Annotated in this window: 26 protein-coding genes and 2 pseudogenes; 14 read left to right on the top strand and 14 right to left on the bottom strand. The window is 68.8% G+C overall.

Features of this window, described 5'->3' with window-relative positions; translation table 11 throughout:
- Window positions 1-250: 250 nt before the first annotated feature.
- The 3 genes from BZY54_RS40340 to BZY54_RS40330 form a co-directional block, all read right to left on the bottom strand.
- A complete protein-coding gene (locus BZY54_RS40340) occupies window positions 251-1,051 on the bottom strand; it encodes a TIGR03943 family putative permease subunit (protein ID WP_086730334.1) in 801 nt (266 codons plus the stop codon).
- Window positions 1,048-1,989, bottom strand: a complete 942-nt coding sequence (locus tag BZY54_RS40335; protein WP_244217573.1) for a permease — start codon at window positions 1,987-1,989, stop codon at window positions 1,048-1,050. Before BZY54_RS40335 ends, BZY54_RS40340 begins: the two co-directional genes overlap by 4 nt.
- 674 nt (window positions 1,990-2,663) lie before the next feature.
- The gene (locus BZY54_RS40330) at window positions 2,664-2,867 is read right to left on the bottom strand and encodes a cold-shock protein (RefSeq protein ID WP_086730333.1); all 204 of its coding nucleotides are present in this window, start codon (window positions 2,865-2,867) and stop codon (window positions 2,664-2,666) included.
- Between the two features lie 860 nt (window positions 2,868-3,727).
- Here BZY54_RS40330 and BZY54_RS52515 point away from each other — a divergent pair.
- Window positions 3,728-3,949: a hypothetical protein gene (locus tag BZY54_RS52515; protein ID WP_086730331.1), complete on the top strand. Its 222-nt coding sequence runs from the start codon at window positions 3,728-3,730 to the stop codon at window positions 3,947-3,949.
- A 54-nt stretch (window positions 3,950-4,003) separates the two neighbouring features.
- Here the strand turns inward: BZY54_RS52515 and BZY54_RS51895 are convergent, their stop codons facing one another.
- On the bottom strand, window positions 4,004-4,171 hold the full coding sequence (locus tag BZY54_RS51895) for a hypothetical protein (RefSeq protein WP_167414152.1): 168 nt from the start codon (window positions 4,169-4,171) through the stop codon (window positions 4,004-4,006).
- Window positions 4,172-4,253: 82 nt separating this feature from the next.
- The gene (locus tag BZY54_RS40320) at window positions 4,254-4,736 is read right to left on the bottom strand and encodes an ArsI/CadI family heavy metal resistance metalloenzyme (RefSeq protein ID WP_086730329.1); all 483 of its coding nucleotides are present in this window, start codon (window positions 4,734-4,736) and stop codon (window positions 4,254-4,256) included.
- Between the two features lie 79 nt (window positions 4,737-4,815).
- Here BZY54_RS40320 and BZY54_RS40315 point away from each other — a divergent pair, with 79 nt between their 5' ends.
- From BZY54_RS40315 to BZY54_RS40300, 4 genes are read left to right on the top strand one after another with little or no spacing between them, the layout of a single operon-like run.
- Window positions 4,816-5,223, top strand: coding sequence for an ArsR/SmtB family transcription factor (locus BZY54_RS40315; RefSeq protein WP_086730327.1), 408 nt, complete (start codon window positions 4,816-4,818; stop codon window positions 5,221-5,223).
- Window positions 5,220-6,317 carry an ACR3 family arsenite efflux transporter gene (gene arsB, locus BZY54_RS40310; RefSeq protein ID WP_086730325.1) on the top strand — a complete coding sequence of 366 codons (1,098 nt, stop codon included), beginning with the start codon at window positions 5,220-5,222 and terminating at the stop codon, window positions 6,315-6,317. The genes BZY54_RS40315 and arsB overlap by 4 nt, the downstream gene beginning before the upstream one ends.
- Window positions 6,310-6,732 (top strand): arsenate reductase ArsC, encoded by a 423-nt coding sequence (locus tag BZY54_RS40305; protein ID WP_086730323.1) that lies wholly within the window; start codon window positions 6,310-6,312, stop codon window positions 6,730-6,732. Before arsB ends, BZY54_RS40305 begins: the two co-directional genes overlap by 8 nt.
- 29 nt (window positions 6,733-6,761) lie before the next feature.
- Complete coding sequence (locus BZY54_RS40300; RefSeq protein WP_086730321.1) at window positions 6,762-7,235, top strand: GNAT family N-acetyltransferase; 474 nt, start codon at window positions 6,762-6,764, stop codon at window positions 7,233-7,235.
- Window positions 7,236-7,630: 395 nt separating this feature from the next.
- Here the strand turns inward: BZY54_RS40300 and BZY54_RS40295 are convergent.
- Window positions 7,631-8,831: pseudogene (locus tag BZY54_RS40295) on the bottom strand (IS701 family transposase).
- Window positions 8,832-8,917: 86 nt separating this feature from the next.
- On the opposite strand from BZY54_RS40295, the gene BZY54_RS40290 reads away from it, so the two are divergent.
- Complete coding sequence (locus BZY54_RS40290; protein WP_244217572.1) at window positions 8,918-9,478, top strand: DUF5946 family protein; 561 nt, start codon at window positions 8,918-8,920, stop codon at window positions 9,476-9,478.
- Between the two features lie 169 nt (window positions 9,479-9,647).
- Here BZY54_RS40290 and BZY54_RS50550 read toward each other — a convergent pair whose 3' ends face one another.
- Together BZY54_RS50550 and BZY54_RS51265 are read right to left on the bottom strand one after the other, a co-directional pair.
- Window positions 9,648-10,049, bottom strand: a complete 402-nt coding sequence (locus BZY54_RS50550) for a hypothetical protein (protein WP_143668238.1) — start codon at window positions 10,047-10,049, stop codon at window positions 9,648-9,650.
- A 644-nt stretch (window positions 10,050-10,693) separates the two neighbouring features.
- Entirely contained in the window at window positions 10,694-10,870 is a 177-nt protein-coding gene (locus tag BZY54_RS51265) for a hypothetical protein (RefSeq protein ID WP_158103994.1), read from the bottom strand.
- A gap of 1,572 nt (window positions 10,871-12,442) precedes the next feature.
- Here BZY54_RS51265 and BZY54_RS40285 point away from each other — a divergent pair.
- From BZY54_RS40285 to BZY54_RS40270, 4 genes are all read left to right on the top strand, one after another.
- On the top strand, window positions 12,443-12,646 hold the full coding sequence (locus BZY54_RS40285) for a cold-shock protein (RefSeq protein WP_065963989.1): 204 nt from the start codon (window positions 12,443-12,445) through the stop codon (window positions 12,644-12,646).
- A gap of 180 nt (window positions 12,647-12,826) precedes the next feature.
- Window positions 12,827-14,317 (top strand): DEAD/DEAH box helicase, encoded by a 1,491-nt coding sequence (locus tag BZY54_RS40280; protein WP_208640918.1) that lies wholly within the window; start codon window positions 12,827-12,829, stop codon window positions 14,315-14,317.
- 84 nt (window positions 14,318-14,401) lie between these two features.
- Window positions 14,402-14,722: a hypothetical protein gene (locus tag BZY54_RS40275; RefSeq protein ID WP_086730317.1), complete on the top strand. Its 321-nt coding sequence runs from the start codon at window positions 14,402-14,404 to the stop codon at window positions 14,720-14,722.
- A gap of 60 nt (window positions 14,723-14,782) precedes the next feature.
- Window positions 14,783-15,103 (top strand): SCO5918 family protein, encoded by a 321-nt coding sequence (locus tag BZY54_RS40270; protein ID WP_086730315.1) that lies wholly within the window; start codon window positions 14,783-14,785, stop codon window positions 15,101-15,103.
- 127 nt (window positions 15,104-15,230) lie between these two features.
- Here the strand turns inward: BZY54_RS40270 and BZY54_RS40265 are convergent, their stop codons facing one another.
- Complete coding sequence (locus BZY54_RS40265; RefSeq protein ID WP_086730314.1) at window positions 15,231-15,605, bottom strand: hypothetical protein; 375 nt, start codon at window positions 15,603-15,605, stop codon at window positions 15,231-15,233.
- Between the two features lie 522 nt (window positions 15,606-16,127).
- Between BZY54_RS40265 and BZY54_RS40260 the strand changes: the two genes are divergently transcribed.
- The gene (locus tag BZY54_RS40260) at window positions 16,128-16,478 is read left to right on the top strand and encodes a MerR family transcriptional regulator (protein ID WP_086730312.1); all 351 of its coding nucleotides are present in this window, start codon (window positions 16,128-16,130) and stop codon (window positions 16,476-16,478) included.
- Between the two features lie 145 nt (window positions 16,479-16,623).
- Here the strand turns inward: BZY54_RS40260 and BZY54_RS40255 are convergent, their stop codons facing one another.
- Window positions 16,624-17,097: a type II toxin-antitoxin system VapC family toxin gene (locus BZY54_RS40255; RefSeq protein WP_086730311.1), complete on the bottom strand. Its 474-nt coding sequence runs from the start codon at window positions 17,095-17,097 to the stop codon at window positions 16,624-16,626.
- Entirely contained in the window at window positions 17,087-17,356 is a 270-nt protein-coding gene (locus BZY54_RS40250; RefSeq protein WP_086730309.1) for a type II toxin-antitoxin system Phd/YefM family antitoxin, read from the bottom strand. Before BZY54_RS40250 ends, BZY54_RS40255 begins: the two co-directional genes overlap by 11 nt.
- Window positions 17,357-17,480: 124 nt before the next feature.
- Between BZY54_RS40250 and BZY54_RS55190 the strand changes: the two genes are divergently transcribed.
- From BZY54_RS55190 to BZY54_RS40240, 3 genes and pseudogenes are all read left to right on the top strand, one after another.
- Window positions 17,481-18,125 carry an SWIM zinc finger family protein gene (locus tag BZY54_RS55190; protein WP_341868731.1) on the top strand — a complete coding sequence of 215 codons (645 nt, stop codon included), beginning with the start codon at window positions 17,481-17,483 and terminating at the stop codon, window positions 18,123-18,125.
- Window positions 18,126-18,146: 21 nt separating this feature from the next.
- Window positions 18,147-19,052 carry a DUF6880 family protein gene (locus BZY54_RS55185; protein ID WP_341868730.1) on the top strand — a complete coding sequence of 302 codons (906 nt, stop codon included), beginning with the start codon at window positions 18,147-18,149 and terminating at the stop codon, window positions 19,050-19,052.
- A gap of 27 nt (window positions 19,053-19,079) precedes the next feature.
- Window positions 19,080-19,390 (top strand): annotated as a pseudogene (locus tag BZY54_RS40240) (hypothetical protein); the annotation flags it as partial.
- A gap of 21 nt (window positions 19,391-19,411) precedes the next feature.
- Here the strand turns inward: BZY54_RS40240 and BZY54_RS40235 are convergent.
- The 3 genes from BZY54_RS40235 to BZY54_RS40225 form a co-directional block, all read right to left on the bottom strand.
- On the bottom strand, window positions 19,412-20,869 hold the full coding sequence (locus tag BZY54_RS40235; protein WP_244217571.1) for an MFS transporter: 1,458 nt from the start codon (window positions 20,867-20,869) through the stop codon (window positions 19,412-19,414).
- Window positions 20,870-20,992: 123 nt separating this feature from the next.
- A complete protein-coding gene (locus BZY54_RS40230; protein ID WP_086730306.1) occupies window positions 20,993-21,349 on the bottom strand; it encodes a PRC-barrel domain-containing protein in 357 nt (118 codons plus the stop codon).
- Window positions 21,350-21,529: 180 nt separating this feature from the next.
- Complete coding sequence (locus BZY54_RS40225; protein ID WP_086730305.1) at window positions 21,530-23,152, bottom strand: amidohydrolase; 1,623 nt, start codon at window positions 23,150-23,152, stop codon at window positions 21,530-21,532.
- Window positions 23,153-23,249: the final 97 nt, after the last annotated feature.

Below are 23,249 nucleotides of genomic sequence, written 5' to 3'. Positions count from 1 at the left end.
CGTGGTCTCGGCCGACCGGCCCGGCCCGCAAGCGGAAGCGGCGATAGCGGGCTCGGGGACGCCCGGCGCAACGGCTGCGGGCCGAGGCGGGAGAGGGCGTCGGCGAAAGCGCCTCCGGTGAGTTCGTACGACGGAGGGGCGTTCGCCGGAATTGCCGATGCGGCAGACCCGCCAGTACCAGGCAGCCGCTCACCACCAGCACAACGAACCACGTCAGTCCCGCGACGAGCCCATGGAGGCTGCCGGCCCTTCACTGGTTCCAGCTCTCGTCGTACGGATCGCGCGGTGTCGGCACCGGTTTCGCCTCGGTGACCTCCAGATACGGGATCGGGCGGTTGTTCACCGGGTCCTTGGTCTGCTTCGGGGTGTATGCGCCCGTCACCTGCAGCCATGTGTCCGGTTGGAGGACCGGCGGGATGCCACCCATCAGGGCGATCTTCACCGGCTGGGCGTCCGCGGCACAGCAGTTCAAGGCCATGCGGACCAGATACGGTGCGCCCTTCGCGTCGAGGGCCACGAAGCCTGTGATCCGCACCTTTCGGTTGCCCAGCGACCGGCCGTGGTCGTACACCGCGCGGCCCGCGTAGTCGACCAGGCTGATCGGCAGGGGGTTCGAGGCCGGGAGCTTCACGTAGCCGTACGGCTGCTGCAACGCCGTACCCGTGCGCATCGCGCTGTAGGAGCCGAGCGCCGGCGGCGCCACCAGGATCAGCGCGAAGAGGGGGATCAGGAGCAGCCACGAGACGCGAGGTTCACGGTGCGCGTGATCGCCGTCCGTGCCGTGGTCAGGTCCATCACCGCGGCCATGCCCGTCGCCATGGGCCCCGTGCGCATGCGTGTCCTCGTGTCCGTTCTGCTGGGCGTGTTGCGTCCGGCCCTTCCACTCGTACCAGACCGCGGCCAGCGCCCCACCCATCAGCACCGCCCCCGCCGCCAGCAGCAGCGGCCGCAACCCTGCCTTCACGTACCGCAGATACAGATCCGTGAACCCTGCATGCAGCAGTGCCGCGCCGATCAGGAACATGACCGCCGCCTGGACCTGCCGGTTCACAGGAGCACCGCCCCGATCAGGACCGCTCCCGCGATCGCCAGCACGAAAGTGGTCGGGGCGAAGCGCAGGGCGAAACCGCGGCCGAAGGTACCCGCCTGCATCGCGAACAACTTCAGGTCGATCATCGGGCCGACCACCAGGAACACCAGCTTCGCCATCAGCGAGAACTGCGTCAGCGAGGCCGCCACGAACGCGTCCGCTTCCGAACAGATCGACAGCAGTACGGCGAGGACCGCCAACGCCCCCACGGCCGCAAGGGGATTGCCCGCCGCCGTCCGCAGCCAGTCAGCCGGGGCCACCGCCTTGAGCGTCGCAGCCGCCATCGCGCCCAGGACCAGGAAACCGCCCGCGTGCATCACGTCGTGCCGGACCGAGCCCCAGAACGCCGCGCCCTTGCTCCGCCCGTCGTACCTCGCGTACGCCGGCGGACGCAGCCAGTCCGTGCGGCCGAGCCGCTGCCACAGCCAGCCCATCGCGCACGCGACGAGCAGGCTGGCCGCGAAACGGCCCACGACCATTTCCGGATGGTGCGGGAACGCCACCGCCGTCGCCGTCAGCACGACCGGGTTGATCGCCGGCGCGGACAGAAGGAACGCGAGTGCCGCCGCGGGAGTCACGCCGCGGCGGACCAGCGCTCCCGCCACCGGGACCGACGCACACTCGCAGCCCGGCAGCACCGCCCCCGCCATGCCGGCGACCGGCACGGCGAGCCCGCGACGCTTCGGCAGTGCCCGGGCGAAGAACGAGGAAGGGACGAAGACCGCGAGCGCCGCGGACAGCAAGACGCCCAGCACCAGAAACGGCAGCGCCTGAACCACCACCGCCACGAACACCGTCATCCAGCTCTGCATCACCGGAGCGGCAAACGCCTTGCGGACCGGACCCTGCACCACGACGACCAAGAGCAGGACCATGATCAAGGCAAGGGAGGAGTTCACGTGCCAGCCGTCACCTGTACTACCTTCCCCGCCGGTACGCTCACCCGCGGTCTCCGCCAGCCGGCCCCGGCCGTCCGGCACCCCTTCACGGTCGTCCGTCCCGGCGGTGAGGGCTGGTCGCGTGGTGGCCACGGTTGCGATACCTCCGGCGGGCTGCGCTTGTCGGACTACCTCCCCCCTGACTACGACGGCCACAGCACAGACGTTCAGCCCACACTAAAAACCGCCCGCACCCTGTGCACTCCGGAGCCGCTCCAGCACTACGGACACAGCGAGTCAAGCCCATCCGGTGACACCACACCCCCACTCAGCTCTCTCACGCCAGTCGTGCCCTCCAGAAAGATGATCAGGCTCAAGGACGTTCCGCGGCTCGGCACCGGACCCGCCGCCGGATCTTGCAGTGCCATCATGTTCCTCAGCGTGGGGGCGCGCAGCAGCGAGAGGAATCCTGCCGGTGGGACGCCCCGTCGATCAGGTGGCAGTAAGCTCCCGAGCCGGGTAGGACGGCCGGCCGGTGCCCGGGCAGTGGGCGGCCGCCCACGGACCCAGTAGCACGGGGCCACTGGTGGCCCGCCCTGCTGGAGGACCGGAAACCTCCCACCGTCGGGGACCGATAGGACCGAAGAGGCCCCAGCCGGGATGTCCACCGGCTGGGGCCTCATTTGCGTGCGGCGTTACAGGGGGCGGATGTTCTCCGCCTGCGGGCCCTTCTGGCCCTGCGTGACGTCGAACTCGACCTTCTGACCTTCCCGCAGCTCGCGGAAGCCCTGGGCGGCGATGTTCGAGTAGTGGGCGAAGACGTCCGGGCCGCCGCCCTCCTGCTCGATGAAGCCGAATCCTTTGTCCGCGTTGAACCACTTCACAGTGCCCTTGGCCATGCCTGTCTCCTTCGAAGGGACTCGTATCGGGTCTCGCACCGTGCGAGAACCGGAGGTGATCGCCTTGGTCCGGAGAGCGTTGAACAGCAAAAACGCCCGCGACTGCGATCACGGGCGAACGGGACTTCGGAACCACGACTGCTGGTCACGACGCTACACCGGCTGGTGAGGCTCGGCCACAGGTTCCGGTCATCGCGGCGCGTTCCCCTGATGTGCCGCATGCGTGCCAACACCTCATAAAAGCCCAGTTCAGCGGCTGGCAACCGCATCCCTTACGCGGTTAGGGAGTGTACTGGAGGCGCGAGGCCGGCCGTGTGGTGCGCAGAGATTCTGGAATCGGGCCACACCAGGCCGAGCGTTGGCGGCAGGATCACGCCGTGATCCAGTTTCTCAGCGGTGCGGGTACGACAATCCTGAGCGCAGTCCTGACCTGGTGTGTGTGGCAACGGCCATGAAGAGGCGGTCGGACGCGAAAGCAGATCGGGTCACGGTGTGGGCGCAGGCCGACGCTCTGATCGTCGCAGTTTCAGAGGTCCGCGCAATGGCTTCAACCACGAGGGTGCTGTAGGGCAGTTGCAAGGAGAGCGGCCGGTTGTTGCTGCTGGCCTTCCTGGCGGGCGCCGGTGGGTTGGCGCGAACTGCCGCTATCGCTCCTCGGAACGGGCACGGGGAGCGACTGGCCATCGCTGCTGGGCTCGGTGCGGCAGCCGACATGATCGGCCATCACCGTCGGGAGGCGAAGCGGTTGGACGGCGCACTCTCCCAAATCCGCTGCCACGTCAAGGCCGAGGGGACAGATTGCAGTCCCACGTATTCTGGTCGGCGCGGGCGCGGGGCCTTGCACGCCTGGAGGGGCAGCCGTGAGGCACCTGCGTGAACTGCTCATCGATGCCTGGTCGTGGCTCAACTACAAGCAAGCGATGGCCCACCCCACCAGGCCGGGCCATCACGCGTTCCCCGAGCTGGTCGCGGAAGTCCTCGCCGACACCGCCCTGGACGCCGACGTCTACCGGCACCCCGTCCGCTACCTCCGCCTCCGCGACGACCTGACCATCGCCCAGCTCCCCCTCTTCGGGGAGTGAGCGCCAGTGCTCCCACACCTCCGGGCCGCCACCCCTCCACCCGATCATCCCGAGTTAGGCGTGGGCGGCCACGTCCAGCTCATCCCAGCCCTTGAGGCCGGTCCGGTGAAGGAACACCGCGAGATCGTGCAGCGAGTGCGCCGTCCCGGTGATCAGCTCGTCCACGCACACTCGCCGGCCGCCGCCGTCGGCGGGCGGGTAGACGACAATGCGAGTAACCATGCCGCCAGCCTGCGGGAACGGACGGTGCCACGCACCCAGGGCGGTCGCTCTGGGTGAGATGGCCGCGGATGACTGTTCTGGTTCAGCCGCAGCTGCAACCTGCCGACGCGGAGGCCGATACCGAGGTCGGTTCCGCAGCCTTGCTGGTGCAGCAGCGATCGCCAACTGCGGCCGGGTCGGCGCTCTTGCCGAGGGTGTCCGCGTCGGCCTTCACGACGTAGACCTCCCAGGGCTCCTGGCCCGGCCCGTGCACCCAGACCTTGTCCTGGAGGGCGTAGCAGCAGGACGTGTCGTTCTCCTCGAAGGGGGCCAGCCCGGCTTCCTTCAGCCGACCGGTGGCAGCGTTGACCTGCTCGGTGGACTCGACCTCGACGCCCAGGTGGTCAAGGCGGGTTTCCTGGCCCGGCTCGCCCTCGATCAGGACGAGCTTGAGCGGGGGCTCGGCGATCGCGAAGTTGGCGTAGCCCTCGCGCCGCTTGGCCGGTTCGGTGCCGAACAGCTTCGAGTAGAAGGTGATCGACGCCTCCAGGTCGCTGACACGCAGGGCGAGCTGAGCACGGGACATGGCACGACTCCCAACGGGTTGCATTGATGTCTGTCGATGCAAGATTGTGCGCTGGATCGAAGCCTGTCAACATAGAAGTATGTCGAAGCAAGAGCTTGTAGTGCTGGGCCAGGACGAGGGGGCCGGCGCCTGCTGCCCGGGGCTGCTGACGGCGCCTCTGGATGAGGACCAGGCCGTCGAGCTGGCGAAGGTGTTCAAGGCGCTGGGTGATCCGGTGCGCCTGCGCCTCCTGTCCATGATCGCCTCGCGGGCGGGCGGTGAGATCTGCGTCTGTGATCTGACTCCGGCGTTCGACCTGTCACAGCCGACGATCTCGCATCACCTCAAGCTGCTGCGGCAGGCCGGTCTGATCGACTGCGAGCGGCGCGGAACGTGGGTCTACTACTGGCTGGTCCCGGAGATGACCGACCGGTTGGCAAGCATCCTGACCCGGCCTGCGGGCGAGCCGCTGCCCGACCGCACCGTGCCGGCCGGGGCCGCCTCGTGAGCACTGCCGCCGCTGAGGGGAACGTCGCGGGACGGCTCTCGTTCGTCGACCGCTACCTCGCCGTCTGGATCCTCGCCGCGATGGCTGTCGGGCTCGGCCTGGGCCGCCTGGTCCCGGGCCTGGGCGACGCGCTGTCCAAGGTGACCGTGACCGGGGTGTCCCTGCCGATCGCCCTGGGCCTGCTGGTGATGATGTACCCGGTGCTGGCCAAGGTCCGCTACGACCGCCTCGACACCGTCACCCGCGACCGGCGCCTGCTGCTGCCGTCCCTGCTGCTCAACTGGATCGTCGGCCCGGCGCTCATGTTCGCCCTGGCCTGGTTGTTCCTGCCGGACCTGCCCGCCTACCGCACCGGCCTGATCATCGTCGGCCTGGCCCGCTGTATCGCCATGGTCATCATCTGGAACGACCTCGCCTGCGGCCACCGCGAAGCCGCCGCCGTCCTGGTCGCCCTGAACTCCGTGTTCCAGGTGTTCGCCTTCTCGGCGCTCGGCTGGTTCTACCTCTCCGTCCTGCCCGGCTGGCTGGGCCTGGAGCAGACCGGCCTTGACGTGTCGGTGTGGGAGATCGCCCGCAGCGTGCTCATCTTCCTCGGCATCCCGCTCGCGGCGGGCTACCTCACCCGCCGCCTCGGCGAGAGGACCAAGGGGCGGGCCTGGTACGAAGCCAAGCTCATCCCGCGCATCGGCCCCTTCGCCCTGTACGGGCTGCTGTTCACCATCGTCATCCTCTTCGCCCTGCAGGGCGACGCCATCACCTCACAGCCCCTCGACGTCGCCCGTATCGCCCTGCCGCTACTGGTGTACTTCGCGGCCATGTGGGCCGGGTCCATGGCCCTGGGCCGCGCTGTGGGCCTGGACTACCCGCGCACCACGACGCTGGCCTTCACCGCTGCCGGCAACAACTTCGAGCTGGCCATCGCGGTGGCCATCGCCACCTTCGGCGCCTCCTCCGGACAGGCCCTCGCCGGCGTCGTCGGCCCCCTCATCGAGGTGCCGGTGCTGATCGGCCTCGTCTACGTGGCGCTCTACGCCCGCCGCTACTTCACCACTCCCGCCGTCCCCGCGCCGCAGGAAGATCCCGCTCATGCCTGAGACCGCCGCACCGCCGTCCGTACTGTTCGTCTGCGTCCACAACGCCGGACGCTCCCAGATGGCCGCAGCCTTCCTCACTCACCTGGCGGGCGACCGCGTCCAGGTCCGCTCCGCCGGCTCCGCCCCGGCCGACACCGTCAACCCGGCCGTCGTCGAAGCGATGTCGGAGGCCGGTATCGACATCTCGGCCGAGGTCCCCAAGGTGCTCACCGTCGAAGCCGTCCAGGCCTCCGACGTGGTCATCACCATGGGCTGCGGCGACACCTGCCCCGTGTTCCCCGGCAAGCGGTACCTCGACTGGGAGCTCCCGGACCCGGCCGGACAGGGAGTCGACGCCGTCCGCCCGATCCGCGACGAGATCGAAAAGCGCATCCGCGGCCTCATCGACGAGATCACCCCGGCGGCACAACCGTGAGCGCCCGGGCGGGACTTCGCGTCGTGCCCATGGTCCCTGAGCACGCCGAGGAGGTCCTGACGATCTACCGACTCGGCATCGACGAGGGCGACGCCACCTTCGAAACCGCCGCCCCGACCTGGGAACAGTTCGACTCGATCAAGCTGCCCGACCACCGGCACGTCGCCATCGACGAGGCAGGCAAGGTGCTCGGCTGGGTCGCTGCGGTACCGGTCTCGGATCGGTGCGTCTACGCCGGTGTTGTCGAGCACTCGGTGTACGTCCACCCCGACTCACGCGGACGGGGAGTCGGTTCGGCTCTTCTCCGCGCTCTCATCGAGTCGACTGAAGCGGTAGGCGTCTGGACGATCCAGTCGGGCATCTTCCCGGAGAACGCGAGCAGCCTTGCTCTGCACCAGAAGGAAGGCTTCCGAGTTATCGGCACTCGAGAGCGCATCGGTCAGCATCAGGGGACCTGGCGTGACGTCGTCCTGGTCGAGCGGCGCAGTCCTGCCATCGGATGAGCCAGTTGCACCGCTGGCGCCGTCCTCGGTCGAGCACGGCACCTTGTCCAGCGCGCGTGTCACCCTCACCGATGAGCGGGACGGCGAAACGCGGGCTCGGGCCGTATCCGGAACCCCGACCAGGCCGACGAGGAGCCGGCCCCGCCCAGCTCGCCGCCCTGCCGGACATCATCCACGACGACCGCTTCGACGGAGTCCATCAACCCCCGGAAACGGCCCCATAAAGACCAACGACACAGCCAGGCACCTGAATCGGCCCCGGCTGCTAGCCTTCCGGGCCATGTCGATCAGGGGAAAGTGACCGCCGCCATCATCGTTGGCGCGGCCGTCGTCGCCGGCGTAATCCTGCTGTGGCCCGACTCGCATTCGGCGCACTCCAGCCGGAGATGTGATCTTCACGGCTGTAGGGCGGCTTGGCGGTGGTAGTGGCTGCGGCAGGCTCGGGCCTGGTGGCGTCGTCGCCAGAGGGACCAGTGCAGCCGGTGTGCGAGGTCTGGCACGGGCTGTGTGAGTAGGGCGGTGAACAGGCGTTGGATCTCGTTGCAGGTGAGCGGGATCAGTCCGTCGGGGCTGGTTCCGTCGTCGGCCGTGGCCTGGCCCTGGCGTTCGAGGGCGGCGGTGACGGCGAGGAAGGCGTGGGCGAGCAGTGCCAGGTTGACCCAGCGGTGCCAGGAGTTCCAGCGGCGGACCTGGTGCTCGTCCAGTCCGGCCAGGGTCTTTGAACTCTGGAACGTCTCCTCCACGGTCCAGCGGCTTCCGGCGTCCATGACCAGGGTGGACAGTGGCACTGGGTGGGGTGCGTAGCAGCGGTAATAGGCGAGTTCACCGGTGCGGCGGTTGCGCCGGACTACCAGCGGTAGCCTTTCGCGCCCTTTCCGGCGGACAGCTTGTGCCAGGCCCGCCGTGGGACGCGCTTGACGAGGTGGTCCGCGCGTTGAGGTCCAGCCGCAGTGGGGACGCGGTGGGTGCTGGAGATAGCCAGTACGTAGCCGAGCTGCCGCCTTTCCAGGACAGCGCGCAGGTGAGGGTTGTCGCCGTAGACCTCGTCGCCGGCCACCCACGCGGCCGGGACCCCGGCGTCCAGCGCCCGCTCGATCATCTGCGCGGCGAGCTGCGGCTTGGTCGAGAAGCCGACGTTCTCAGGCACGTCGGCCCGGCGGCACCGCGCGGGGTCGGATGTCCAGGACTTCGGCAGGTACAGCGCACGGTCGATGCCCGCGTGGCCGTGCCGGGAGGTGTAGGTGAGGTAGACGGCGACCTGGGCGTTCTCGATCCGCCCGGCCGTGCCGGTGTACTGGCGCTGCACGCCGACGGTGTGGGTGCCTTTCTTCAGGTCGCCGGTCTCATCGACGACCAGCACGGCTGGTCATCTCTCAGATGGCCCACCACAAACGCCCGCAGGTCGTCGCGCACCCGGTCGGCGTCCCACTTCGCCCGGCCGAGCAGGTGCTGCAGCCCGTCTGGACTGGTGTCCCCGGCGTGCTCGGCGATCGTCCAGCAGTTCTTCCGCGGCAGGTCCGCCAGCAGTCCCAGCACCAACTGCCGCACCCGCAACCGGGGTTCCAGCCGCGTAAAACGGCCCGCGATCAGGCCCATGAGGCCGTCGAACATCGCCTGCCAGCGATCAGGAACTACGCTGTAACCCGCGGCCACCGCTTCGTCATCAGTCCACACACCTGACGATGATCATCGGTGGCCGCAGCTGCCTGGCTACCGGGTTCACCAGCGGAATCACCACTGCGGCTGGAGTACTGGCTGCACTGCACTTCGAGGATCGAGGAGAAGGCATGGAACCTTGCCCGGAGTGCGGTGCCCCGATGGATCCACGATCCTGCGACGAGCTGTTCCACGCCTTGCTCGCTTTGGACCATTCACGTCAGGCACCGTGGGGGCCGCTGCACGGTGTCTCAGTCTCCTGCTTCCTGCTCCAGCACCCCAGTCGGCTCCCCACCGACGACGGCGCGATGGCTTGGGCGCTCCTGCGTGCGTACCTAGAAGGCGGCCTCGACGAAGCGAACCGGCTCGGCGGTCATGCTCGTCGTGGCAACTCCCATCGTGTGCAGGGCGAGCCTGCACGAGTGGTCCGGGACGCGGCCTTGCCGCACCGCGACGCACCGCGATCCCGTTTCTCCGTCACGATTCAAGACGTCGCCGTCGATGGAACGTTCCCCTCCTCGGAGTTCACGCAACGCGTCAAGTCTTGGGCAGCCGCCACGGTCGACGCGTTGAGCTGGGGCAAGTGACCGGAAAGGCCGTGGCCCGTCGAAGAACGGGCCCACGGCATTCATAGTTTTTGGACCTGTCCACGACCGCACTCACGACGCTGGACCGCCTGGCGCCGAACTCACCCAGCCCGCGCGCCGTGGCCATAGCCTGAAGATCACATCTACGGCTGGAGTATTAGGGGCTTGTTCAACCTGCCGAAGGGGCGACGAAAGATTTCGGGTCGGCGCCGCGGCTCGCAGATAGGAGACGCCAGGTCTCCGTTGGCACTGTGGCTGCAGTGAGAAACCCACCTTGCTTGGCAGTGCAAACTTCTGCTTTCGCGCCAATGTACGTCCCACTGATGCAGCTGCTCGCTACGCCTCCGATGACCCGTCCAGGAACGGCATGCTTATCTTGCAAGCCGGCTCCAAGGAACGTCGCCGGTGCGAGCGGCTGAATATAGCTGAGCCGCGTGGGCTCCAAACCCTTGGCCGGCTCGGATGTGCACTTGGCGTTCTTGTCGCAGATATAGGAATTGCCGGACGAATTCAGCAGGATGATCGGCTTGTCATCACTGAATGCTGCGAACTGTCCGTTGGAAGCTGCCACTGCGCGCACCGTGTCGGTTACACCGTTACTGGTGTGGTGGTAAGTGAGCGTCCATCCGTCAATCCCAGCAGCCTGCGGCGCGGATGTCGTCGCGGTCGTCGCTGTGTAGGGTCGGCTTGATGTCGGTGCCGAGGATGGTCCGGTGGCTCCTGCCATTTCACTGGCGCTGGGCGTCGTTCCGGCAGCAGGTCCGTCCGGTGCAGAGCTACTAGAGCAGCCAACACACACCAGACTCAGTACTATCCCAGCGCACCCGAGCAAACCTCGACGCATAAGATCCCCCCGGCATCACAGCAGAAGAATTCAAGGCATTCTTCGCGTTGGCGGATTTTAGCCGCACCTATGGCCTTCGCGTCAACCCTGGATGCACCGATCGATGCAGGCGGAAGATCCTCATGAATGGAGATGTCCGCTGAGCTCGGGTGATGAGGATTTTCTACGCTTCTACCGGTCCCAGGGCTTCGGTGTAGCCGCTTGACGATGATCTACTGGCTCGCCGAACTCCGGGAACGTACCAACCGCGGGCTTTCAAGATCATGGATCTCTCGCTAAGGATCTGAGTGGAAGACCGTGCCTGCCGACGCACCGCCGCCGATCCCGCCTATCGTTGACCAACGCCGATGTCCCCCAGTAGGCAGCTGCCTTCACGAGATGTGTGACAGGCCCTGCGGCACCTCGCCCGCGCCGGTGTTGGCGCAGTCGCCGGTGCCGAGCGTGTTGGCGATGCCATAGGCGGTCTTCATGTCGCCGTTGAGGTGGTCGATGGCCTTAAGCCGTCTGCGGAGCAGAGTCTCCAGTTCGCTGAGGGTACACAGGCACATACCCGGACAGCAGGGCCACCGTCAGCCATTCCCGCTCGGCCACGGGCGCCAGCACCTCTTCGTCCCGAATGAGGTCCGGACAAGATCCGGACTTCCCCTGCGGGGCATTCGCCCCGCTCAGAGCCTTTGGTGTGAGTTGGTCTACTGAGGCGGCCGTGAGGCACCGGGGAAGATCTTCTCCCAGTTTCCTCCCAGCGATGGTGCCGTGGGCAGGTCCTTGGTTCAGCGAAAACGGTGATTTACGCAGGTGCAGCGCTGACCACGCGGATACCTACGGTCACCAAACCGAAACTGATGGCACCCGGCTAGAACCCTCACTCATCGGATGCGAAAAATTTACCCAAAGTCTATTGACTCGTGATGAATGGCATGAATAGTGATTACTAGGCCATAACACCGAAAGAGTCACAAAGTCGATGAGGACGTCTAGTCGGCGGAGTGACTTGGACAGGATGTGGCTTAGGCCCCCGGTAAGCCGGCGCGATACCGAGGCGACAGTGACGACTGAAGCTTCAGGACACGTGCAGCACTACCGGGGACTGTTTTGCGCTCGGAGCCTTCGCGCGCGACCTGGCGTGTAACAGCACGCGGACATGACAAGCCCGCCCCGCCACCCCAAGGTGCTGTTTGGGCAGCGGGGGTTCTGCTGCGCGGGCTGCTTCTCCCGCAGGCGCCTCAAGCCGGTCGCCGACACTCCACCGACTGTCAGATTTGCACACCTTACGCACGGGCCAGCCAAGCGGGGCGGCGCTGAGTGCGAGGGCGGCCAACTGAATCACTCGATGGCGAACCGAGGCGCTGCGGCACACCGGAAACGGCCCCATAACGGCCAACGGCACAGCCAGGCCCCTGCACGGCGTGATCCTGCTGTGGCCCGGCTCGCAGGCGGTGCCTGCAGCGCCTACCTCGGACTAGAGCGCAGCCTCCGCGCAGGCCCGCGAGTCCGCCTCGGTGGAGGCGGGGCGCTACGCCCGGGAACCTGCGGGCCACCGCCAAGTGCCCTGATGACGAGTCGTGCAAGGCCGCCTGGGGCAACCTGGGCGACTCGGAGCGGAAGGGGCTGCTGTACGGGACGTGGATGCACGCCTGAGCTGACGCCCCCACCCCGTAGAAAGCGGACTCGGCTGGAGGCGGAGCGCGATGCGGCGACTGCGCGGCTACAGGAGCTGAGGCGGCAGAAAATGCCGCGCCCCGCCCACCATGTAATCTTTGTCTCTGCTCCGGGGTCCCGGCGCGCTCGTCGGTATCTCGTCCGCCGGTGACGACAGTGGCCGCGCACAGACCTTCGCAGTAGGTCACAGCGTTGTGAGCGGAAACGCTCGACGGCAACACTGCACCGACGGGAACGAATATCTGTGGTCGCGACGTCAGAAATCGATGCGGCGCACGATAAATATTCCTGCGACCACAGGCGGCACAGAATTATTTACCACGCAGGGTCGACGCCGACGTGCTACTGTCGTCATCTGTTGCGGGTGTGGTTGCCAAAGGTTTTTCCGACGGCTGATCATTACGGCGACACGGAATGTGCACAAGGCACATTCCTGACACCGTCTCCGAAGGAGAAACAAAATGGCTACTGGCACTGTGAAGTGGTTCAACGCGGAAAAGGGCTTCGGCTTCATCGAGCAGGACGGCGGCGGCGCCGACGTCTTCGCCCACTACTCCAACATCGCCACCCAGGGCTTCCGCGAGCTGCTGGAAGGCCAGAAGGTGTCGTTCGACGTCGCGCAGGGCCAGAAGGGTCCGACGGCCGAGAACATCGTTCCCGCCTGACGCACCGGCGCTGACGCATACTTCGCAGCCGGGACCCGCACCTTGGGGTGCGGGTCCCGGCTCGCTTTATTCCCAGGGCGATTCGACCCTGGCATGTTCGGCCCGTTCTCGCGATTCTCTGCGCCGCTCATCCTGCTGCGGAAATTCCTTGATACGTGCCCGCATCAAGGAAGGTTCCACATGAACCGCACACGTACCACTCGCGCACGCACCAATCGTACATACGGCCGCTTCGGAGGAAGTGCCGCTACGGGCCGCTCCGGCGTTCCGCGCCGCTCCAACGGTTTCGGAAACCGGCAGCCCGAGGGGGGCGAGTTCGCCCTTCCGAAGACGGTCACGCCCGCGTTGCCCGCTGTCGAGTCGTTCGCCGATCTCGCCATGCCGGCGACGTTGCTGGCCGCGCTCGGCCAGGAGGGCGTGACCGTACCGTTCCCTATCCAGGCGGCGACCCTGCCGAACTCCCTGGCCGGCCGTGACGTGCTCGGTCGCGGCCGCACCGGGTCGGGCAAGACCCTCGCCTTCGGCCTCGCGGTACTGGCCCGCACGGCGGGCCGGCGCGCCGAGCCGCGCCGGCCGCTGGCCCTGATCCTCGTCCCCACCCGTGAGCTGGCCCAGCAGGTGACCGATGCGCTCGCTCCCTACGCCCGCTCCGTGCGCCTGCGGCTCGCCACCGTCGTCGGCGGAATGTCCATCGGCAGGCAGGCCGGTGCGCTGCGTGCCGGCGCGGAGGTGGTCGTCGCGACGCCGGGTCGGCTCAAGGACCTCATCGACCGGGGCGACTGCCGGCTCGCCGACATCGGCATCACGGTTCTCGACGAGGCCGACCAGATGGCCGACATGGGCTTCATGCCCCAGGTCACCGCCCTGCTCGACCAGGTGCGCCCCGAGGGCCAGCGGATGTTGTTCTCGGCCACCCTGGACCGCAACGTCGACCTGCTGGTCCGCCGCTACCTGACCGACGCGGTCGTTCACTCCGTCGACCCGCCGGCAGGTGCCGTCACCACGATGGAGCACCACGTACTCCACGTGCGCGAAGCGGATAAGCACCGCACGATCACCGAGATCGCGGCCCGGGACGGCCGGGTCATCATGTTCTTGGACACCAAGCACGCCGTGGACCGGTTGACCAAGCACCTGCTGAACAGCGGTGTCCGCGCCGCGGCCCTGCACGGTGGCCGGTCCCAGCCGCAGCGCACCCGGACTCTCGCGCAGTTCAAGGACGGTCACGTCACCGTCCTGGTGGCCACCAACGTCGCGGCCCGCGGCATCCACATCGACAGCCTTGACCTGGTCGTCAACGTGGATCCGCCCAGCGATCACAAGGACTACCTGCACCGTGGCGGCCGTACGGCCCGCGCCGGGCAGTCCGGCAGCGTCGTCACCCTGGTGACCCCCGACCAGCGCCGCGGTATGACCCGGCTGATGGCTTCGGCCGGCATCACCCCTCACGTCACCCCGGTCCGCTCGGGTGAGGCGGAGCTGAGCCGCATCACAGGTGCCCAGGCGCCCTCCGGTGTCCCGGTGGTCATCACCACGCCTGTCGTGGAACGCCCCCGCCGCGCGTCTTCGCCGTCCCGGGACCGCCGGGGCCGCACCGGGCAGGTCCGACCCGTCGGCGCGGGGGCTCGCCGCAGGACACAGCGGCGGCCCGGGAACGACTCGGCTGCTTAGGCCGACGCAGTGCTCGGGGGCCATCAAGCCGACCATCTCTTACCGAAGGAGACACCCTTGACGCCAGCGCGGACGCAGTACCGCATGCCGGACTCCGCCCCTGTGACCGTGGTCGACGACATCGAAGGGCACGCGCCGCGGGTATGTGACGACATGACCGTCGAGGTGGCTCTGGCCGTCATGGCGGGTGCCCGGGTCGAGTACCTGACTGTGTGCGACGGGGACGACCAGAGCACGGGGGTGATCACCCTGGTCCGGCTCGCCGTTCTCCGCGACAGTTCCGCGTACACGGACCGGATCCGTTTGCGGGACGTCCTCGACGGATCGTTGTCCTCGCCCGGCGCCCGCCCCGGCGGCGTCGGTGAGTACGGCCGGATTCCGGGCGCGCTTACCCTCTCGCGCTGATCCGCCTCGCTCCGGACAGCCCGTTCTCCTTCCCCCGCGACTTCTCCCCTGTGAGGCATCATGCGCTGTGTCATCGCCCGGTACCCGTTCGACCTGACCAGGACTGGGGTGCTGGCCTCGATGAAGGGCGTCAGGCCCGACCTCGTCACGGGTGAGTCCGTGACCATCGGCCGCCGCCGCTACCCCGTCAAGCAGGTGGGCCTGGTCATCACTCGACAGGACCCTCGTGACTTCACCGCCGGCGAAGTCACGAGGGCCATGACGCGCCTCGGCTTCACCTGCCACGACCGCCCCGAGGCCGCGCCCGTGGGCGTGGGCGGTCCCACTCCGCCCAACCCCGCGTCCGCGCTGCTCGGCGGCACCGGCCCCGCGGCCGTATGAGGACGGGCGGGAAACCGCCCTCAGGATCCCGGTGGGGGCCCTGCCGACGCGCGTCGGCAGGGCCCCCACCGCTGTGCCGTCGTCCGCTCGGAAACCGCCGGCCGGGCAGTGGGGCGGAGGCAGCGTCTCACCCGTCGAAGTAGCTAAGATCCCCCACCGTCCATGCGCTGACGTCCTTGATCGCGACTCGGTACATGCCGCCCGTCTCCGGGATCCCGAGGCTGCCCTGCAGGATCCGGGCGAGATGGAAGTGCAGATGCGTGGGCGCCTCGCCGGGACCGGGCCGGTTGCCTCGCGGCCCGCGGGCGAAGACGTCCGAGAACAGGCCGAGACGGTCCGAGCCCTTCAGGACCTCCGCCACCCGCTCCCGCCACATGGCCTCAGGAGCCAGCCGGCCGGTGATGACGGCACCACCGACGACTACCGTCAGCGACATCTGATTGCTTCGCTCGGACTCCACCGCGGCGGAGATGGCGACGAGCAGCTCATCAGGGTTCGACATGGCAGCAGAGCTTATTCGGCCTACCCGTAGCGGCAAGGTCCTCCTTCACCGGAAGGATGAAATCTACTTTTGCCAGGGTAGATATTCCTTCCGGCGTGAGTATGCTTCATTGCATAGACAGGGTCGAACGAGACTCGCCAGACATGAACTGGCGGCTGGACTGAAGATGAAGTACGCAGGTCAGTGCGGTTGAGACTGAGAGCCGCACTGGGCGGCTCGCAGGTCGAGGAGCTGCCAACAGCAGTACCGGTTCATTCAGTGGTTGGTACCGAGAGGAACGGAGGAGCAGACGCCATCAGGATCGCCCGGCCCGAGGAGCACTCGGCCCGGGTACCGCAAGACCCCGGATTGGATGGTGGTCCCCGGTCACGCAGCTGCGATCCCCCGCTCCGCCCTGCCGGGCCGGGTAGCGGAAACAGAAGGTCGGCACAGCAGTAGGGCCGACAGATGGTGTTCAATTCCTTCGGGGCCCTGGTGCCGTACGGCACCAGGGCCCCTCGACGCGTTGCACAGCGAGGTGACATGACATCGGACAACCCTCTGAATGATCGTCTGGACGACGACGACTATCCCGCGTACTCGATGGGCCGGGCAGCCGAGATGCTCGGCACCACCCCAGGCTTCCTGCGAGCCATCGGTGAGGCTCGCCTGATCACTCCGCTCCGCTCGGAGGGAGGACATCGCCGGTACTCCCGCTACCAACTGCGGATCGCCGCCCGCGCCCGCGAGCTCGTCGACAAGGGGACCCCGATCGAGGCTGCGTGCCGCATCGTCATCCTCGAGGACCAGCTCGAGGAAGCACAGCGCATCAACGCCGAGTACCGCCGTGCCGCCAGCGAATCGGCGGGCAGTTCCGGCTCCGGCTCCGGCTGAAACGCGGGCGCGGGCAGTATCCGGGACCTCGACCAGACCGGCGAGGAGCCGACCCTGACCAGCTCGCCGCCGTGGCCCGACACATCCACGACGACCGCCTCGGCGGACGCCGATAACCCCCCGGAAACGGCCCCATAAAGGCAGGCTAGCGGTCGGGCAGCACCTGCGGGCGGGTGACGGGGACGATGGTGAGCAGGTCGTCCAAGCCCTTGAAGTCGTCCGGGTTGGTGGTGAACAGAGGGAGGTCCTCGGCGATGGCGATCGATGCGATCATCAGGTTGGCGATGCGGCGCCGGGGCGTGCGGCCGGCACTGATGACGGCGGCGCAGACGCGGCCGTAGGTACGGGCGGCTTCCGCGTCGAAGGGGATGGGGTCGAACGCGTTCTCGGCGCGCTGGAGGATGTCCGTGCGGCGGGCGCGTTCGGCGTGTTCGTCGTGGTCGTCCTGCTCGGCGTTGCTGCGCACCTGGTGGGGGCCCGCGGAGAGTTCCGCCAGGGTGATGGCGGTGATGGCCACCTCGGCGGGCAGCTCCTGCGGATTGATCCACTTGCGCAGGATCATGATGTCGGTGGCGAGGAGGCCCTGCTGATACGTGGTGGGCCGGTGCTCACCGGACATGGGGGTCGTCCGGCTCCTGCTCGGCGGTGGCGTCCTGGTCTGCGCGGAAGGCGTCCAGGGAGATGTCGGGGGCGGTGCGGGACATGGCGGCGAACTCCCCGCGCGGGACGAAGCGCCGGCGACGGCGCAGGGGGATCAGCTCACCGATGCGGTGCCCGTCGCGGGTGACGGTGAAGGCCTGGCCGTTTTGGACGGCGTCCATGATCTCTTTGGATTTGGTGCGCAGGTCGCGCTGGGTGATCTCGGGCTGGGCAGTCATGACTCCACGGTTTCATGTGCCATCGGGTGTCACGTTGTAGCACCGCGGTGTTCCTGGGGGAGGTCGGCGGATTCTCGCACCCGCCACTCTGCCGGAGGGGTTGAATACCGGTGTGGCACGGCACGTGGTGGGATTTGGCCAGGAGGATCTGCAGGCCCTGGCCGGGGCTCGGTCCTTCGATCGAGGGCTGGGGTATCTGGACGCGGTGAGTGGCCTGGAGGTGGGCGACGGCTCGGTCACCGCCACGGTGCACGGCACCGACGTCTACGAGGTGGAGCTCACCCTCGGCGACATCGGAGTCTCCGGGTGGTGCGACTGCCCGTACGGGCAGGAGGGCAACTTCTGCAAGCACTGCGTGGCGGTGGGGCTGACCGTGCTGCGGCAGTCGGAGGCGATCCCGCGTCAGCGGGCCGCCGCCTGGGCACGGACCTCCCGCCTGGAGGCGTGGCTCACGGCGCTGTCCCGTGACGAACTACTCGCACTGGTGCGAGAGCAGATCGGGCAGGACCGGGAGCTGCGTCGGCGTCTGGAGCTGCGGGCCGCGGCCGCGCACTCGGACATGGATGCGGTCCGGGACCGGATCCTGGTGCTGATCGACCCGCGGCCCTTCGCCCGGTACGGATACGTCGAGTACGCGGACGCCACCGGGTACGCCCGGCAGGTCGAGGAAGCGGCCGACGCGCTGCGTGCCCTGGCCTCCGGGGAGCTGGCGGCGCAGGCGGTCGGTCTGGCGGAGGAGGCGATCCGGGCGCTCGGGCGGGCGTACTAGGAGGTCGATGACTCCGACGGTGTGGTCGGGCAGGCCGTCGCCGCGGTATCCGAGGCCCATCTGGAAGCGTGCTCGGTCGCGCGCCCCGACCCGGAACGGCTGGCCGAGTGGCTGGTCGGCCAGGTGCTCGGCGACTGGAACGACGCGGCGGACCTCGACCCGCTCGACTACGCCGACGTCCTGGGGCCGGCCGGACTGGCCCGTTTGCGGCAGCTGGCGGCCGAGGCGCGGCGGCGCAGGCCGAACGGCTGGGCGGAGCGGTACCTGATGGAGCGCCTCGTCAAGGCGGAAGGTGATGTGGACGCGCTGGTCGCTCTGTATGCGAAGGACTTGGTTCCATCCGGCGCCACGCATCTGCGCATCGCTGAGGAGCTGGACGCGGCGGGTCGCGAGGACGAGGCGCTTTCGTGGGCGGAACGCGGGCTGCGGGCCACCATCTGCGAGGCTCACGTCGACGGCCGTCTGGCTGACTACGTGTGCGCCCGCTACATGCAGGCGGGCCGGATGGCTGAGACGGTCGCGGTCCGCCGGGACCGCTTCCGAACGGAGGATGCCCGCCGGGAGCGCGGCGGCTGGTGCCGTGGCCCCGTGCTGATGGACGTGCTGCTGGATGACGGCGATCTGGACGGCGCCTGGCGGGAGGCGGCCGGCTGCGCCGACGACCGGCAATGGCAGCGGCTCGCCGACCTTTCGCGTGAGACGCGTCCGGCCGACGCCCTCGCGGTGTACTGGCGGTTGATCGAACCGCTGAAGGAGCCGACCGGGGACCGCGTGTACGAGCGTATGGCGCAACTGCTGCTCAACGCCCGTGACTGCCACCAGGCGCTGGACACCGAGGCCGAGTTCACCGCCCACCTCGCCGACCTGCGGGCAGAGCTGAAGCGGAGGCGCAAGCTGATGACGATTCTTGACCGGCACGGGCTGTGAACCCTGCCTCCAAAGGGCGAGTTCGAAGTCGGTTGGGCCACCTTCAATCTCGCCCCGCATCCCTGGGCCGAGCCGGGGGAGTGGATGTCGGCCGCGGCGGAGGCGGTCGGTCAGGCGGTGGCCGTCGCGTCCCGGGCCGCCCGTTCGAACCCGCCGGCGAACTGCCCGCTCACCCCTGGTGGCGTGACGTCTCCCAGACCCTCAGCCGCGAGTGGCCCGTGCCCGAGCTCGCGCTGAAGACGACTCGGGGGCTGGATCTGGTGGCCGAGGACTGCGTCGTGGCGAGCGTTTCGCTCACCTGGCTCCTCGTCATCGTCCCGTGCGCGGCGGCGCTTTGAGGAGGGGGGAGCCGCGTCTGGTCAGGCCGGGTCCCGGGTGGTCCGGTACAGGGCTTCGGAGGTCGTGACCAACTCGTGCTGTTCCTCTTCGGAGCCCACCATCGGCTGGGAGCCGTTGAGCGGCACCTGGGCGCTCTCGGGCAGGAACTTCACGGTCACCAGGCCGATGGCGCCGGCCAGCATCAGGTAGTAGGCGGGCATCATGTCGTCGCCGGTGCCGGTGACCAGGGCCGCGGTGACCAGCGGTGTGGTGCCGCCGAACGCGGCGACGGCGAAGTTGAAGCCGATGCCCATCGCGGCGTAACGGATGGCGGTCGGGAAGAGCGCGGGCAGGGTCGCGGCGCTCGGCGCGGCGAAGCAGGCCAGCAGCGTGGACAGGATGAGCACGCCGAGGACGGGCGGCCAGGTGCCGTGCATCTTGATCAGCAGGAAGGCGGGGATGGAGAGGACGATCATGGCGGCGGCCGCCACGGCGTAGATCGGGCGGCGGCCCACGTGGTCGCTGAGGCGGCCGATGAAGGTGATCAGCAGCACGATCCAGACCATGCCCAGCAGCACCAGGAGGTCCGCGGAGCCGCTGGAGCGGTGCAGGGTCTCCGTCTGGTAGGTGGGCAGATAGCCGGTCACCATGTAGTTGGTGACGTTGTAGAGCAGCACGATGCCCATGCAGACCAGCAGGGCTTCCCAGTGGTTCTTGACGATGGTCTTGAACTCGCTGCCCGCCGACTTCTGGGCGAGGCTCTTCTCGTGCTCGTCGAGCTGCTGCTGGAAGGCGGGCGACTCCTCCAGCTTCAGCCGCATGTACAGGCCGATGGCGCCCAGGGGCCCGGCGATCAGGAACGGGATGCGCCAGCCCCAGGCGAGCATCTGGTCGCTCGTGAGGGCGAAGTTCAGCATGGTGACCAGGGCGGAGCCCAGCGCGTAGCCCACGAAGGTACCGAAGTCCAGCCAGCTGGAGAGGAAGCCGCGGCGGCGGTCGGGGGAGTACTCGGCCACGAAGGTGGTGGCGCCGCCGTACTCGCCGCCGGTGGAGAAGCCCTGGACCATGCGGGCGAGCAGCAGGAGTACCGGCGCGGCGAGGCCGATGGTCGCGTAACCGGGGATCACACCGATGGCGAAGGTGCCGATCGCCATCATGATCATGGTGGTGGCGAGGACCTTCTGCCGGCCCAGACGGTCGCCGAGGGGCCCGAACACCAGGCCGCCCAGCGGCCGCACCACGAACGCCGCGGCGAAGGTCGCGAAGGAGGAGATCACCTGGGCGCCCGGTGAGGCGCCCGGGAAGAAGACCTTTCCGATGGTGGCGGCGAGATAGCTGTAGACGCCGAAGTCGAACCACTCCATGCAGTTCCCGAGGGCGGAGGCCCCGACGGCGCGCCTGAGCAGCGGCGGCTCGACGACCTTGACGTCCTCCTTGCGCAAGGCGCGCCGGTTCCGCCGGAGCCTGCGGACCAGCTCCTCACGGACCTGACGGGGCATGTGCGCGACGGTGTCCCGCAGCCGTTCCGTATCCGAGGGATCGCTCTGGCCTCCCGGGGTCACATCCACACCACGCCACCTTGCCTGTTCGTCCTCCGATCCTGACGGTGGTCCTCGCCCCGGTCAGCGGCGGGCGAGGCGTCGCTCACCGCCGGCACCGGGGTTGTAGGCCAGTTCGTAGTGGCCGAAGACGCCGGGTTCCTCCGCGGCAGGCAGGACGCCGTCGGTGTCGATCGACGGTGCCTGCTTCACCACCTTCTTCGTGTAGGCCACCTTCACATAGCCCGGGCCGACGGTGGCGCCGATGAGCGGGACGAACGCCAGGCGGCGCCGGGTCGGTACGCCCACCGTGACCGTCGCGAAGAAGGGCTGGTCGGTCGTGGTGTCGACGTAGACAGACTCCAGTGTGCCGATCTTGCCGCCGTCCGTATCGACGACGTCGTGTCCGCGCCATTCACGGATGTCGCCGGCCTCGAACATCGCTGACCTCCAGGGGAAGGAGCTCCGGGGCTCCTGGATCACGGGAATCTCGGATTCCGGGACTGGACTCCTTCTCGTGTTCCCCGGATGCCGGACTTCATCGTGGTCCGTCCTCGGGGTGCGTCCGGACGGGTCATCAGGGGGCGCGTACGGACGCAGTCCGGGATGCGTGCGGACGGTTCACAAGGCCGCGTCCCGGTGGGTGGGGCGCCCGGCGAGGACGGTGAGCAGCACGGGCAGCTCGGCGAGGCCGGTGTCGGGGACGGCGAGGGGATTGTCGGCGAGGACGGTGAGGTCGGCGCGGTGGCCGACGGCCAGCCGGCCGGCCTCGTGCTCCTCTCCCGCCGCCCACGCCGCGTTGACGGTGACGGCCTGGAGCGCCCGCAGCGGGGTGAGGGCCTGGTCGATCCCGTGCGGGGGCTGGGTGAGGTCGCGGCTCGGACGGCGGTGGCGGCCGCCGGCCATGACGGCGAGCGGCGGGTAGGGGGCGATCGGCCAGTCGGAACCCAGCACCACCCGCGCGCCCGCCTCCCACAGGTCGTGGCAGCGCCATGCGCGCGAGGCGCGCTCCTCGCCGAGGCGGCGGGACCAGTTGTCGGTGTGGTCGGCGCGGGTGAACTCGCAGCAGTGCGTGGGCTGCATGGACGCGACGACCCCGAGCCGGGCGAAGCGGTGCACGGTGTCGTCGGGGACGGTCTCGATGTGTTCCACGCGGTGCCGCACCCCGGTGTCGCCGCCTGCGAGCGCCTTCTCGACGGAGTCGAGGACGTGGCGGACGGCGGCGTCGCCGATGGCGTGTGTCGCGGTGGGCACCCCGGCTCGGTGCAGTTCGCCCACCACCCGGGTGTACTCCTGCGGGTCGGGCCAGAAGGAGTGCGTGGACTCCCCGTGGCAGTCCGGGCGCTCCAGCCAGGCCGTGCCGTTGTCGATGGTGCCGTCCATGAACATCTTCACGCCCGCGACCCGCCAGTGGCGGCCTCCGGTGCCCTGCAGCCGGATCAGCTCGGCCACCGCGTCGGCGTCGGCGCCCGGTTGGCACCAGGGGGCGACACGGAAGCGCAGCGGGAGAGCCCCGGAGGCCTCCAGCGCCTCGTACACGGCGAGGCTGTCGCCGTTGGCGTCCATGGCGTGGCCCCCGGTGAGGCCCGCGGCGGCCATGCCGCGCAGCACGGCGGCGGTCCGCTCGCGCAGTTCGGCGGCGGTGGGCCTGGGCGCCACCGCGTCCACGAGCTCACAGGCGGCGTCTTCCAGGAGCAGGCCGGTGGGCCGTCCGTCGGCGTCGCAGACGATCTCGGCGGCCTGCTCGAAACGGCGCGGTCCGTCGATGCCGGCCAGTTCCAGGGCACGGGCGCTGGCCAGCATGGAGTGCGCGTCGAACAGGTCGATCGCGGCCGGGATGCCGTCGAGTGAGGGTTCCAGCGCGGCGGCGGTGACGGGCTCGGCGCCGAAGACATTGGGGTCCAGACCCCAGCCGCGCAGCCACGCACCCGGCGCCAGGCGCCCGGCCTCGCGGGCGAGGGCCTCGCGGACCGCCGCCAGGTCGGTGCATGCGGACAGGTCGACGCCCGTGGTGCGCTCGGCGCCGGAGACCGGGTGCAGGTGCCCGTCGACGAAGCCCGGGGTGACCACCGCGCCCTTGAGGTCGATCACGGTGGTGGCCGGCCCGGCCATCGTGCGGGCCTGACGGTCGTCACCGAGGTGGGTGATCCGGCCGCCGTCCGCGGCGAGCGCCGAGTACGGGAGAAGCTCGCCCGTGACCGGATCGAGCAGCCGGGCGGAGAGCAGGACGAGGTCGGCGGGCACGTGGGGCTCCTTCGCGCTGGGCGGTTGGTCGGATGCGGCCGGCGGGGGCGCGAGGGCTGCGCCGGCCGGTGGGTTCGGGCGTGGGTGTGCGGGGCGG

The organism is Streptomyces carpinensis, assembly GCF_002154505.1.
GTDB classification, from domain to species: Bacteria; Actinomycetota; Actinomycetes; order Streptomycetales; family Streptomycetaceae; genus Streptomyces; species Streptomyces carpinensis.
Note: the sequence above shows the minus strand (reverse complement) of the source record. Positions and strands in the feature narration are given on the sequence as shown.

Excerpts from the sequence above, each read along its gene's own strand:
- BZY54_RS40275 (WP_086730317.1), top strand. The coding sequence starts at position 14,402 with ATGCCGGACTCCGCCCCTGTGACCGTGGTCGACGACATCGAAGGGCAC.
- BZY54_RS40230 (WP_086730306.1), bottom strand. The coding sequence starts at position 21,349 with ATGTTCGAGGCCGGCGACATCCGTGAATGGCGCGGACACGACGTCGTC.
- BZY54_RS40330 (WP_086730333.1), bottom strand. The coding sequence starts at position 2,867 with ATGGCCAAGGGCACTGTGAAGTGGTTCAACGCGGACAAAGGATTCGGC.
- BZY54_RS51895 (WP_167414152.1), bottom strand. The coding sequence starts at position 4,171 with ATGGTTACTCGCATTGTCGTCTACCCGCCCGCCGACGGCGGCGGCCGG.
- BZY54_RS40250 (WP_086730309.1), bottom strand. The coding sequence starts at position 17,356 with ATGACTGCCCAGCCCGAGATCACCCAGCGCGACCTGCGCACCAAATCC.
- BZY54_RS40290 (WP_244217572.1), top strand. The coding sequence starts at position 8,918 with ATGATCATCGGTGGCCGCAGCTGCCTGGCTACCGGGTTCACCAGCGGA.
- BZY54_RS40320 (WP_086730329.1), bottom strand. The coding sequence starts at position 4,736 with ATGTCCCGTGCTCAGCTCGCCCTGCGTGTCAGCGACCTGGAGGCGTCG.
- BZY54_RS40285 (WP_065963989.1), top strand. The coding sequence starts at position 12,443 with ATGGCTACTGGCACTGTGAAGTGGTTCAACGCGGAAAAGGGCTTCGGC.
- BZY54_RS40280 (WP_208640918.1), top strand. The coding sequence starts at position 12,827 with ATGAACCGCACACGTACCACTCGCGCACGCACCAATCGTACATACGGC.
- BZY54_RS40260 (WP_086730312.1), top strand. The coding sequence starts at position 16,128 with ATGACATCGGACAACCCTCTGAATGATCGTCTGGACGACGACGACTAT.
- BZY54_RS40255 (WP_086730311.1), bottom strand. The coding sequence starts at position 17,097 with ATGTCCGGTGAGCACCGGCCCACCACGTATCAGCAGGGCCTCCTCGCC.
- BZY54_RS40235 (WP_244217571.1), bottom strand. The coding sequence starts at position 20,869 with ATGCCCCGTCAGGTCCGTGAGGAGCTGGTCCGCAGGCTCCGGCGGAAC.
- BZY54_RS40315 (WP_086730327.1), top strand. The coding sequence starts at position 4,816 with ATGTCGAAGCAAGAGCTTGTAGTGCTGGGCCAGGACGAGGGGGCCGGC.
- BZY54_RS40265 (WP_086730314.1), bottom strand. The coding sequence starts at position 15,605 with ATGTCGAACCCTGATGAGCTGCTCGTCGCCATCTCCGCCGCGGTGGAG.
- BZY54_RS51265 (WP_158103994.1), bottom strand. The coding sequence starts at position 10,870 with ATGTGCCTGTGTACCCTCAGCGAACTGGAGACTCTGCTCCGCAGACGG.
- BZY54_RS40300 (WP_086730321.1), top strand. The coding sequence starts at position 6,762 with ATGGTCCCTGAGCACGCCGAGGAGGTCCTGACGATCTACCGACTCGGC.
- BZY54_RS40270 (WP_086730315.1), top strand. The coding sequence starts at position 14,783 with ATGCGCTGTGTCATCGCCCGGTACCCGTTCGACCTGACCAGGACTGGG.
- BZY54_RS40305 (WP_086730323.1), top strand. The coding sequence starts at position 6,310 with ATGCCTGAGACCGCCGCACCGCCGTCCGTACTGTTCGTCTGCGTCCAC.